The 11,937-nt window shown below is 62.6% G+C and carries 8 protein-coding genes; all 8 read right to left on the bottom strand.

Annotated features, from left to right (window positions below; all coding sequences use genetic code 11):
* Positions 1–190 precede the first annotated feature (190 nt).
* The 8 genes from GGR38_RS03610 to GGR38_RS03575 all read right to left on the bottom strand — a co-directional run bounded on the left by GGR38_RS03610 (position 191) and on the right by GGR38_RS03575 (position 11,908).
* Positions 191–2,434: a TonB-dependent receptor gene (locus tag GGR38_RS03610; protein WP_183622733.1), complete on the bottom strand. Its 2,244-nt coding sequence runs from the start codon at positions 2,432–2,434 to the stop codon at positions 191–193.
* Positions 2,435–2,532: 98 nt separating this feature from the next.
* A complete protein-coding gene (locus GGR38_RS03605) occupies positions 2,533–3,531 on the bottom strand; it encodes a FecR family protein (protein WP_183622731.1) in 999 nt (332 codons plus the stop codon).
* A 5-nt stretch (positions 3,532–3,536) separates the two neighbouring features.
* Positions 3,537–4,085, bottom strand: coding sequence for a sigma-70 family RNA polymerase sigma factor (locus GGR38_RS03600; RefSeq protein WP_183622729.1), 549 nt, complete (start codon positions 4,083–4,085; stop codon positions 3,537–3,539).
* A gap of 116 nt (positions 4,086–4,201) precedes the next feature.
* Complete coding sequence (locus GGR38_RS03595) at positions 4,202–4,885, bottom strand: Fe2+-dependent dioxygenase (RefSeq protein WP_183622727.1); 684 nt, start codon at positions 4,883–4,885, stop codon at positions 4,202–4,204.
* A 4-nt stretch (positions 4,886–4,889) separates the two neighbouring features.
* Positions 4,890–7,052, bottom strand: coding sequence for a TonB-dependent receptor (locus GGR38_RS03590; RefSeq protein WP_183622725.1), 2,163 nt, complete (start codon positions 7,050–7,052; stop codon positions 4,890–4,892).
* A gap of 78 nt (positions 7,053–7,130) precedes the next feature.
* The gene (locus GGR38_RS03585) at positions 7,131–10,235 is read right to left on the bottom strand and encodes a TonB-dependent receptor (protein WP_183622723.1); all 3,105 of its coding nucleotides are present in this window, start codon (positions 10,233–10,235) and stop codon (positions 7,131–7,133) included.
* A gap of 144 nt (positions 10,236–10,379) precedes the next feature.
* Complete coding sequence (locus tag GGR38_RS03580; RefSeq protein ID WP_183622721.1) at positions 10,380–11,336, bottom strand: FecR family protein; 957 nt, start codon at positions 11,334–11,336, stop codon at positions 10,380–10,382.
* Positions 11,333–11,908 carry an RNA polymerase sigma factor gene (locus GGR38_RS03575; protein WP_183622719.1) on the bottom strand — a complete coding sequence of 192 codons (576 nt, stop codon included), beginning with the start codon at positions 11,906–11,908 and terminating at the stop codon, positions 11,333–11,335. The genes GGR38_RS03580 and GGR38_RS03575 overlap by 4 nt, the downstream gene beginning before the upstream one ends.
* Positions 11,909–11,937 lie beyond the last annotated feature (29 nt).

Here is an 11,937-nt window from a genome sequence, read left to right as displayed (position 1 = left end):
GCGCAGCGCCCCAAGCCCATTTCATCCTCTCCTGCCCGTGGCGATATTATGCGTCGCTGGGGCGATCTAAGGGAGGCGGGTCCTCTTCGGCTAGGCCGGCTGTTGAATTAATGAATGTTATGGGCAAAAAATGAATGGCCTGCGCAACAGGCTGCGGCGCAGGCCATTCATCCCAAATCAGGCGGCGGCGTCAGAATTTGACGGCGAAAGTGGCGCCATAGGTGCGCGGATCGCCAATCGAGGTTGCGGGCAGCACCGATTGCTTGACCGCATAGTTGCCAATGTTCTTCACAAAGGCGCCGACCGAATAGCGGCCCGAGGGCGAGACATATTTGGCATCCGCTGTGCCCATCCAATAGGCGGGCTGATAGCCAAGCTGTGCATCGTCCTGAACCGGATTGACCCAATAGCCCGAGGAATGGAACGCATTGCCGCCCACCTTGAAGGTCGCGCCCGAGGCAAAGCGGAAGGTGTGATTATAGGCGACATTGAAGGACAGCTTGGGCGAATGGGGCTGGACCGCCCCGGCCGCGTCGAAGAATTTCAGCACGCCGGTGTTCTGGTCATTATACCCATCCGCGCAGCCCATCAGCGCCGCCGCCGCGTTCAGGCCGACCGTGGCGCAGGTGCCCTGCTTCTTGTCGAACTTGGCGTCCAGATAGGTGCCGGAGAGTGAGACTACGTCATCATTGGTGATGTTTGCGATCAGGCTGGCGTCTATGCCGAAAGTATGCGCCTTCATGCCAAAGGTCGGCACGGTGCAGACGGCGCGTACATCGCCATTGGCGCAGGCCACGCCGGTGCCGTCATTGGGGTCGAACCCGTTATACTTGTCCAGATTCTGATAATTGCTGATCTTGTAATAGAACATGGCCGCGTTGAATTGCAGGCGATTGTCGAAAAAGCGGTTCTTTGAGCCCACTTCAAAGGCGGTGTTGACCTCGCTCTGGAAGGTGTAGAGCTGGCTCAGAACCGGGTTATAGGCGCTTTGTCCGCCGGGGCGATAGCCGGTCGAAACCGTGCCATAGACCATCGAGCGGGGCGCCACGTCATATTCCAGCCCCGCGCGGTAATCGGCATGGCTCATGCTGATGCCAAAGGTCTGGGTGACAGTGTTGCCGTTCTGGAAATTGTCGGTGCGGCGGTCCCAGCTCTGGCGCAGGCCGACAATGGCGCGCAGCCGGTCGGTGATGGGATAGGTCACTTCGCCAAACAGCGCGTTGGTCGAGGTGGTATGCACCACATCCTGATCGGTATCGGCCACGCCGCTGTTCACGCCGCGAAAGCCCCACAGATAGTTCCAGTGGTAAAAGCCCACGTTCCACAACACTTTGCTGCCCGCACCATTATGCAGGCGCACTTCGCCGGTATATTGGTTGAACCGGTCGAATTCTTTCAGCGTGGCGTTCTGGAAAGGCGCGAAGGTGGTGGACCACGGGGCCAGATAGATGTTGGCCGTCTCGCCGCCCGAGATCATCGTATAGGAGCCTTGGGCATCGAGCGCGACGCCATTGCCAAAGTCATAGCTGCCGCTGGCGCCAAAGGCGTGCTGATAGATACTGGTATGGGTGGTGTTGACCGGGTTGGAGGGCGATTGCGCCCACGGATCGCCGGTGTTGTTGATGGAATCGCCCGAATAGACCGGCACCTTGTTGGTCAGCACCGGAAAGACGTTCGAGCCATTGCCCGCTCCGCCCACGTGATCGACCTCATAGGACAGTTTCAGGCTCAGCGCGTCATTGGGTTTGTAGAGCAGTTTGACGCGCAGGGATTGGCCCTTCTGATCGCCCTGTGCGGGGTGGAAATAGGAATCGCGCGCGATCGCCGCCCCGGCCACGCGCAGCGCCAGCTTCTCGCCCAGCGGCACATTGAGCGCCACTTCGCCGCGCACAAGGCCATAATTGCCCACGGTCAGCGCGGCATTGCCCTCCAGCTTGTTCAGCTTGGGATCGTTGGTGTAAATATTGACCAGACCGCCATCGGCATTGGGACCATAGCGGGTACTTTGCGGGCCGGGCAGCACTTCGACGCGGTTGACGTCAAACAGGCCCACGGTGGTTCCCTGCGAGGTGACGTTATAGACCCCGTCGATCACCACGGCCGATGCGCCCTGCGCGGTGCCTGCGGGCAGATCGCCGCCCATGCCGCGCACGTTCACGCTGAAGCCGCCGGGCTGGGCGGTGGTCTGAACGCTGGGCAGGGCATCAAAGATCTGCGCCAGATTGGCCGCTGCCTTGTCCTGAAGGCTCTCGCCGCCGATCACCGAGACCGAGGCCGAAACCTTCTGAAGGTTCTGTTCGTGGCGCGATGCCGTCACCACGATGTCGGAAATGCCTTGCTCGCCGCCGGCGGGTGCCTCGGCCGCCAGCGCGGGCGCGCCGGCCATGGCGGTGCCCGCCAGCAAGATGCCGATAAGGTGAATTGAATGCCTCATGCTTCCTCCGCATTGTCCATTGCCCCACACATTTGCGCGCGGGGTCGGGAGTGCAGACGCATCCTTTGGAAAAATCCGCACATGGCGGACTCGAAAAATTATTCGGCGCGGCGGATCAGGATGACATCGGCCCGCCGCTCCACCCGGACGGGGAAAAGCAGGGGCAGGGCATCGAGCAGCCCTTGCGCATTATCGGCGCGAAACACCCCGCTGACCGGCCATGCGCCAAGCGCCGGGTCGGACAGCCGGATCGGCGTGGGTGCATAGCGGTTGATGTCGGACACCACGCTGGAAAGCGGCGTATGGTCGAAATGCAGCCGCCCTGTGCGCCAATCGGCGGCCGCCTCGGCGCTGTTGGCGGCCAGACGGCTGATGCCGGTGCGGTTGTCATAGGTCAGGGTCTGGCCGACAGAGAGTTCGGTGCCCGCCGCCCCGCTATCGGGGCGCAGGGCCGCCTTATCTGTTTGCGCATCGCCCACCCGCACGCGCCCCTGCGTCAGGGCCACGGTAATCAGGCCATCGCGCGCCTTCACATCAAATTCGGTGCCCAGCGCGACCACCGCGCGGGTTCCTGCGGTCACCACAAAGGGGCGGGCCGCATCATGGGCGACCTTGAAATAGGCCTGTCCGCTCTCCAGTCGGATCAGGCGGCGGCGGGGCGTCATAGTGACGCTGATCCGGCTTTCAGCGTCCAGCATCAGTTGCGAACCATCGGCCAGAGCAAGGCTGCGCATGGCGCCATGGCCGGTCGAAAACACCAGCGGTTCGGGCGCGCTTTGCGTCCACCACCATCCGCCTCCGGCCAGCAGCAGCAGCGAGGCCGCCGCCGCTATGCCCCACCAGCGGCGCGGCGGACGATCATCATTGGCCGTCATCGGTCGCCTGGCCTGTTCGCGGATGGCCAGCATCGCCGGGTCCTCGGCCAGTTGATCCAGCGCCGACCATGCGCGGGCCAGCCTGTCATAGGCGGCCCTATGCGCCGGATCGCGATCAAGCCATGCCTGCCAGCGGCCTCGTTCGTCGGCATCCATGCCCAGTTGCGCGCGCAGCATCCAGTCTGCGGCCTCGTCCTCGATGGGGTTTGTCTTGCTGCCCATCGTGCTCAGTCCCCCTCCGCCAAGGCCGATGCGATGCCTGTCATGCCCCGTTTGATGAGTTTTTCAACCGCGCTGACCGAGATGCCCATATGGCGGGCAATATCGGCCTGACGCATACCTTCAAAGCGGAAAAGCAGAAAGGCCTGTCGCGCCCGGTCGGGCAGGGCGGCGATTTCCCGGCTTAAACGATCCATCGCTTCCTGTCCCAGCATGGCCTGTTCGGGCGAGATATCGGCGGGCGCGTGGAGTTCCTCACAATAGCTGTCGATCATTGCGCCGCCGCGCGCGGCCCGCCGCCGATAGTAATCATTGAGCACATTGCTGGCGGTTTGAAAGATATAGGGCTGCAGCGCGCGCACATCGGTGGCCCCATCGCGCGCGGCAAGGCGCAGCAGGACATCCTGTGTCAGATCCTCGCTTTCATGCGGGGGATCGACCCGTCGCCGGAAATAGGCATTGAGCGCGGAGCGATAACGCTGAGCCATGGTGGTCAGCATTCTGCCATTCGCGCCCGCGCCATCGGTGTCGGTCCGGTTTTCCGGCGCGCGCGCCACATTGCTCTCCTTGCCCGCCCCTTTTGCGGCCCTATCCGCGCTATAGGGGGCGGGGGCCTGCGCCATGGGATAGAAAACATGACGCGGGCCATTGGGAATTATCGGCAGGGACGCGCCTATCCATCGGCCCACATGCGCACCAGATTGTGATAGGTCTGATTAAAACCCAGCAGCGTTTCGGACGGGACAGGGCAGGCGGCAAGGCCCTGAATGGCGCGGTCGAGTTCGAACAGGGTCTGGCGCTGGATGGGATCGCGCAGGATGCTCTGGACCCAGAAGAAGCAGGACAGGCGTTCGCCCGATGTGACCGGGCCGACCGCATGGATGGTGGAGGAAGGGTAGAGGATCATGTCGCCCGCCTTGCCCTTTATATCCAGCGGCATGGCGCCCATCGTGATGGACAGCGCGCCGCCCTCATAATCCTGCGGCGGGGTCAGAAAGAGCGTGGCCGACAGGTCGGTGCGTATCCGCAAGCCTTGCGATTGGCGCAGCGCGCCGTCGATATGCGCGCCATAGGCTTCGCCCGCGCGGTAACGATTGAACATGGGCGGCGCGATGCGGGCGGGCAGCGCGGCGGACATGAACAAGGCATGGCGCCCCAGCGCTGCACTGATGATCGCCCCTGCCTCGCGCGCGGCGGGGCATTGTTCGGGCAATTGCCGGTTGCGCTTGACCGGCGCGGAAAGGGGACCGGCGGTGGCCAGACCATCCTCCCACGGCCCGGCTAAGAGGATGGCGCGCAACTGTGCCAATTCCGCCGCATCGAGCACGGCGGGGATGGTGAGGGGATAGGCGGTCATCGGCCTATCCTTTCCAGCCCAGCGTGATGAGCGCGCTGCGCGCCGCGCCGGGGATCACGTGAAAGGGGTGCAGTTGATCGTAATACAGCGCGTTGGTGAGGTTGGAGACATTGATCTGCACATCGAAACCGGGCGCGACCTCATAGCGCGCCCGGGCCTCCAGTGTGGCATAGCCGGGGGCCACCAGATAGGAGGCATTGGTGTTCTGGCCCAGCCTGCTCGATTGAAACAACAGGCCCAGACCGGCTGACAGGCGAGGCGTAAAGGCATAATCGCTTTGCAGGCTGCCGCTGTGGCGCGGGGCCAGCGGCAGCGGCGCGCCGATGCGGGGCGAGCCCGATGCGTCGGGATTGGCGCTCCACAGGGTTGCCGTGTCCAGATAGGCATAGCCGGCGCGCAGGCTCCATCGCGCGGTGATATTGCCGGAAATCTCCAGCTCCATCCCGCGCGACCTTTGGCGCCCTCCATTGAGGTTGAAGGCCGAATTGGCCGGATCGGGCACGCGCACATTCGATTTGATCGTGTCAAACACCGCCGCGCTGGCCATCAGGCGATTGCTTAGCAGGCTCCATTTCACCCCCGCCTCGATCACCCGTCCGGTTTCGGGCCGGAGGTCAAGATTGGCCTGCGCCACCGAGCGGCCCGAAGAGATCATGCTGGTGATCCCTTCGGCGGATGGATTGAAGCTGTCGGCATAGCTGAGATAGAGCGAGCCATTCGCGGCGGGCTTATAGACCAACGCCCCGCGCAGCGAGAGTTTGCGATTGACCGGCGATTGGTCGGTGCTGCTGCTCTGCGCGCCGGTGGCGCTATAGCCTGTGCTTTGATAATGCGCCTTATAGCGGTCCCAGCGTAGGCCCGCGATGGCGATCCAGCCTTCGCCGATCCTGATCGTGTCAAGTGCATAGAGGCCCAGCGTCGCGGCGCGCGCATGAGCGTGCAGCCGGACATAGGAGGAGGTTTCGGCAAAGGCCTGCGGCAGGGGATTGGCCAGATTGGTGGCGATCACGCCGGTGTGGAAGATATAGGTCGGGCGTGGCACTTCCTGCCCCAGTTCGATCCCGCCGACCAGCGTATGGTCCCATGCGCCGGTCTTGAAATTCGCGGTGATGTCGGTCTGATTTTGCAGGAATAGATCGCTGCTTTGCCCGGAAAATTCGTTGCGGGTGACGGTGATCGCCTCAAGCGGCGTGGTGGCGGCAATGCCGGTGGGAACCGCCGCTTCGGAGGTGCGAAAACTGCGGTCGGCCGAGGAATAGCGCGTCCGGTTGCGCAGGCTCAGATGGTTGCTGACATCATGCTCCAGCTTGAGCGTCACTATATTGACGGTGGTGTTCAGGTAATCGTCGGAAAAGCCATAGTAATTGCTGCGCGCGACCGGAGCCGGGGCGCCGTTGAACCATGGAATGCCGTAATCGGGCCGGTTGTGCTCTTCCTGATGCAGATAGGACAGGGTGAGGCGGGTGTCGGTGCCCATGCCCAGCGCCAGCGTGGGCGCGATGCCCCAGCGGCGGTTGAGAGCTTCGTCGCGCCCCGCCACATGCGAGGTATGGCCCATAGCGTTGACCCGCAGCGCGCCATGGTCGCCCAATGGCTGGTTGGCGTCGAGGGTTGCGCGGCGCGTGTCATCCGTGCCTGCGGCCAGTGAAACGGCGGTTGAGGCGGCGCTTTCGGGCGCCTTGCTGACCTGATGGATGACGCCGCCGGTCGATCCCCGGCCAAACAGGATACCTGCCGGGCCTTTGAGCACCTCGATGCTCTGGCTGTTGAACGGATCGCGATAATAATAGGCAAAGTCGCGCATGCCATCGAGGAACATATCGTCGCGCGTGGTAAAACCGCGCAGCGAGGCATTGTTGCCCTGCCAGCTTGTCTCGCCCGCGCCAAGGCTGATGCCCGGCACCATCCGCAGCGCATCGGCCAAATTGTTGACGCCGCGCGCCTGCCATTCATCTTGGTTCAGCACGGTCAGCGATTGAGGTGTATCAATCTGGGATGTTTCGATTTTTTCCAGACTGATGCGATTTTCCGCCATCTGGCCGTGAACGATGATGGCGGGGGACGCTTCGGTATCGGCATGGGCGATCCGGGGCAGTAAAGCGCAGGCCAGCGCCGGAAGGAGCGCGGCGCTGGCCGCACGGGAGTTGCTGGGAAGAGGCAGGGCCATGGGATCTCCGTTAATGCAATTCATTCTCAATGAGCCGCATTCCCGGAATTTCCTTCCAGCCAATTTCCTTTCCCGGTTTCAAAAACGAGTGCGAATGCCGAAACTGATATGGCGCCCTTCAATGTCATCGCCCTGCGCAAAGCCGCCCAGATAGTTCATCTGGGTCGATCCGCCGGTGCTGGCAAAGACGGCGGGCGCCTTGTTGAACAGGTTCTGGACGTTGATAAAGGCGGTGGCCCAGCGGTTGATCGTATGCTGGACATTGATGTCGAAATAGGTGGTGGATCGGACCGGGCCGGTGCTGAAAACCAGCGAGGAATCGCCGTGCTGGCGCATAGCCCCGCGATAGCGGTTTTGCAGCCGGATCAGCCAATTGTCCGACGGCGCATAGGACAGGCTGATCGTGCTTTTGATATCGGGAATGGGGGGCAGCGCGCCCACGCCATCGGCCGCTCCGCCCACATCGACCACGCCCGCAACGCCATTGTTATAGCGCAGCGTGGGCTGATAGGTGATCAGCGCGCGGATGGTCAGGGGATGGTCCCTGATCCGGGCTTCATAGCGCGCATCTATGTCCATCCCCTGCGTTGAAAGCGAGGCGACATTATAGGTCTGGGCCAGCAGCAGCGTGGGATAATTGGCCGGGCTGGTGTCGGAATAGGGCAGGGGGCGGATATAGAGCGCGCAGACCGAAGCCGTCCCGCCGGAATTTTCACAGGCGGCCTGCGTGGCGGGCTGAAAGGCGCCGATGCCGACGATCGCCTGATCGATCTGGATCGAGTAATAATCCACCGACAGGGTGAGACCGGGCAGGAAAGCAGGCCGAATGACCCCGCCCAGTGTCAGAGTATCGGCCTCTTCCGGTCTCAGATCGGAGTTGCCTTGCGACAACTGGATGGCAATGCCCGATGTGTTGGTGTGCAGATCGGTGTAATTGGTGGTGCTGATCGTGGCGGGGCGGAACAGATCATAGAGGTTGGGCGCGCGGATATCACGCGAACGCGTGCCGCGCAGAGTGAGCGCATCCGACACTTTCCACACCAGCCCCAGTTTCCACGTCCCCACGCTGCCGCTGGTGTCATAATGGGTATAGCGCGCCGCGCCGTTGAAGGAGAGCGAGCGGATCAGGGGCTGTCCCGATATAAGGGGCACCTCCAGCTCGGTGGCGATTTCGCGCACGGTCTGGCTGACCTGCGGCAGGGGGGCATTCTGATCGCCCATATAGCGCAGCGCATAGGGTGTGTTGAGACAGTTGAACTCGATCCCTGCGCAATCCATCGGATCATCGGGCGCGGCATTCGATCCCACCTCATAGGTCAGCCGCCGCCATTCGCCCACCAGCACCGCTTTGACCGGACCGGCGGGCAGATCGAACAGGCGACCCTTGATGCTGGCGTTCACATCGTTGGTGACATAGCGGTAATTGACCATAGTCGGCTGTGAGATATAGGCGATGGCGGCGGCCTGTTCCGAGGAAGGGCCGAACAGGTTGAGCGGCACGCAACCGGCATAGGCCGGGTTGCTGAGCGCGGCGTGGCACACTGTCTTGCCGCCCGCATCCACCGCATCAATCGCGGCCCAGAAGCGTTGCAGATTGATGCCGTTGTTGTTGCGGATCGTCTGGGTCGAAAGGGTGCGATAGCCATCGACGCTCCATTCGAAACGACCCAGCCTGCCCTCCAGCCCGGCATCGATATTGTAATAGGATTCCAGCGCATTGTAGCGATAATTAGGCAGCGCCAGATCCAGTTTCGAGAACTGAAAGCTCTCGCCCGCGCCCTGCGCGGCGATGATGGCCTGATAGGGCTGCTGCACGCCGGACAGATAGGCATTGTTATAGCCGATGGCGATGCGGCTGAAATAAGGGTTCTGCTGGGTGTAGCTCTGTTTGAACGCGCTGAATATAGCCGAGGCATGGAATTTCAGCCCATCGCTGAAGGCATAATCGAGCCGCGCCATGCTGCGATGGGTGGTCAGCGCGGAGCCTGCGGTCGAGCCTTGAAAATAGGCGCCGTCGCCCCCGATATTGACTGCGGCGGTCGTGGTGGGCGTGCCCGGCTGAAAGGTGGAGAGCACGCCGTTTTGGGCGAATTGCAATCCGGCCAGCGGTCCCGAGTTGATCAAACCGCCAAAACTGGCCGAATTGAGCGTGGTGCCATAGGCAAGGCTGTAGGGCGCTGCCGCCGTGCCCAGACCCACCATGCTGGCGTAATTGTTGAGGAAAGGACGACTTGCGCGCAGAAAACCCCGGTTGTCGGAGAATTCATAGCCGATCTCGACATGGCCCTTGTCGGAAGCGAAGCGGGCGCCCCATGCGGCGCCAAGGCCCGCCTTGGCATCGTCGCCATATTGCGAAATGCCGCCGCGCGCCTCGGCCTTGAAGCCGGTAAAATCGGTGTCGCTGATGAAATTGACCACGCCCGATACCGCGTCCGATCCATAGGTGGCCGAGGCCCCGCCCGTCACCACATCGACCCGTTTGAGCAGGATTTGCGGGATGACATCGACATCGACCTGCCCCTGCGCCTGCGTCGGCCCGATGCGGCGGCCATCGAGCAGGATCAACCCGCGCAGCGATCCTATGCCGCGCAGATTGAGCATGTTGAAGCCGCCGGTGTTCACATTGGATGTTGTGTTGATCGACCCGCTGATCGCCGGAATGGTGTTGAGCGCATCAATGATCCCGCCCGGATGGGCCTGCAACATCTCGCCCGCAGGCAGGATCAGCGTGGGCGTGGGCGGCGTGCTGCCCGTGTGGATCAGGCGCGATCCCGTCACGATAATGCCCGACCCGCTGAGCATGGGCATAGGTTCGGGACGATGGAATGCGGGTTCGGTGCGGGGCGGCGACAGATGCAGGGGGCGATGTGCGGGCAGTTCCGTTTCCACTGGCGGCAAGGGGGGCGTGGTGGGAGGGGCGGGAACAATGGCGTAGGTGCGCCTGGCGATCACGCGCAGCGTCAGCCCGGTGTCCTGAAGCATCCGGGCCAGCGCTTCATCGACCGTGAAATCGCCATTGACCGGCCGCGCCCATTTGCCCCGAATCAGCCGTTGCGAGGCGACGATCTGAATATGCGCCCGGTGAGCAATGGCGGCAATCGCGGTTTCCACCGGCTGGGCGGGAAGGGCATAGGTCTGCGTCTGCGCGAAAGCGGGCGTGGCCGCGCAAAATGCCGCGCACAAGGCGGCGCATGAAACGCCTATGCCTGACCTTTGGCCCAACACGCTGTCGGCCTACCCCCATCCTGCCATGCGGTTGCCCCTTTGCGGGGCTGCGCCGCAATTTCTCCCCATGGAAGGCGCCGGAACGCCCCCATAACCTCATTCTTATCGTGTTTTCCGTTCCAGCCGGATGACTGTCGGGTCGGATATGTCCACCTTCAGATCAAGGCTGGCCTTGACCGCCTCGGCAAAGCCCATTGGATCATTCATACGGAAAACGCCAGCTATCTGTTCCCCCGAAATCTCCGGGTCCGCGATCAGCAACTGGCGCGTGTTATAGCGATTGAACTCTTCGGCGGCATCGGCCAGCGTGTTGCCGGCCAGATCGATCTCGCCCGTTCGCCATGCCAGCGCGCGTTCGACCTGCTCGCTTTGCGAGGGACGATAATGGATGATCGCGCTGTCGGTGGCCACGACCCTTTGTCCGGCTTTGAGGCGCAGGCGCTGATCGGCGCGATCGGGCGACCATGTTTCCACCACGCCTTCGGTCACCATCACCTCGACCGCATTTTCATGGCGGCGCACCGAAAAAGCGGTGCCGACCGCGCGTGTGACCATATTGCCCGCATTGACCACAAACGGCCGCGCCGGGTCCTTGGCCACTTCGAACCATGCCTCGCCTCGCGCCAGCGAGACCATGCGGCGGTTGCGCTCCATTCGCACCGAAACGCCGGTGTCGGAATTCATCGTCATCGCCGATCCATCGATCAACGGCACGCGGCGCACCTCGCCCTTGCGCGTCGAAAAAGTCTGGTCGCGATCCAGCAGGAAATAGGCCCCGCCGACCGCCGCCAATCCCGCCGCCGCCGCGCCGCCCAGAAAGGAGCGCCTTTGCCACAGAGGCGCGCGGACCGGGGCTTCATCCTCGGGCGCGGCCTGATCTTCGGTTTGCGACAGCGACATCCAGATCGCCTGTGTGCGCAGCAGTTTGCCGCGATGCGAAGGGTCCTCATCCAGCCACATCTGCCACCTTGCGGTTTCCTCTGGCGTCAGATCGCCCGCGTCGATCCGGGCGACCCAATAGGCGACGGCATCATCGCTGTTTTCGAATGCCATGCTCATGGTACAACCCTTTCAAGGCGTTCTGCGGCCATATTGCCGGGGCGGGCCTTCCTTTCCCATGCCTCGCGTATCGCGCGCACACCCAGCCAGACCTGCTTTTCCACCGCCTTTTCCGTGATGCCCAGATGCGATGCGATCTCCTTTTGCGACCATCCCTCGATCTTGCGTAATTCAACGATCCGGCGGCAGCGGTCGGGCAGGCCCGCGATCAGGCCGCGCAACTTGGCGCTGGCATGGCGCAGGTGGGCGGCATCTTCCATATCGTCATTGTCAAACTGGATCGTGCTGTCGATTTCGGAAAAGGATTCGATCGAGACGACCTGCGGCCGCCGCAATTTCTTGGCCAGAAGATTGCGTGCGATAGAAAAGAAATAGGCCGGCGGCGATGCGATGGCCTCGAAAGCGTCGATGGTGGCAAGGCGGCAATAGGCTTCCTGCAGCAATTCGTCCGTATCCTCGGGCGAAATGCGATTACGCCTGAACCAGCCGCGAATGCGTGATTCATGGGGCAGGATCTCTTTGGCGACCCACAGGGACATACGAAGATGACGCTCCAGTTCAGTATTGGCCATGCCTCCAGCGCCGCCTCCCCATGCAGCAT

The sequence above is a fragment of the Novosphingobium sediminicola genome, assembly GCF_014196525.1.
Classification (GTDB): domain Bacteria; phylum Pseudomonadota; class Alphaproteobacteria; order Sphingomonadales; family Sphingomonadaceae; genus Novosphingobium; species Novosphingobium sediminicola.
Note: the sequence above shows the minus strand (reverse complement) of the source record. Positions and strands in the feature narration are given on the sequence as shown.

What these genes read in the sequence shown, in the direction of transcription:
- GGR38_RS03610 (WP_183622733.1), bottom strand. Translation starts at nt 2,434, where the DNA reads ATGAGGCATTCAATTCACCTTATCGGCATCTTGCTGGCGGGCACCGCC.
- GGR38_RS03605 (WP_183622731.1), bottom strand. Translation starts at nt 3,531, where the DNA reads ATGGGCAGCAAGACAAACCCCATCGAGGACGAGGCCGCAGACTGGATG.
- GGR38_RS03595 (WP_183622727.1), bottom strand. Translation starts at nt 4,885, where the DNA reads ATGACCGCCTATCCCCTCACCATCCCCGCCGTGCTCGATGCGGCGGAA.
- GGR38_RS03590 (WP_183622725.1), bottom strand. Translation starts at nt 7,052, where the DNA reads ATGGCCCTGCCTCTTCCCAGCAACTCCCGTGCGGCCAGCGCCGCGCTC.
- GGR38_RS03580 (WP_183622721.1), bottom strand. Translation starts at nt 11,336, where the DNA reads ATGAGCATGGCATTCGAAAACAGCGATGATGCCGTCGCCTATTGGGTC.
- GGR38_RS03575 (WP_183622719.1), bottom strand. Translation starts at nt 11,908, where the DNA reads ATGGCCAATACTGAACTGGAGCGTCATCTTCGTATGTCCCTGTGGGTC.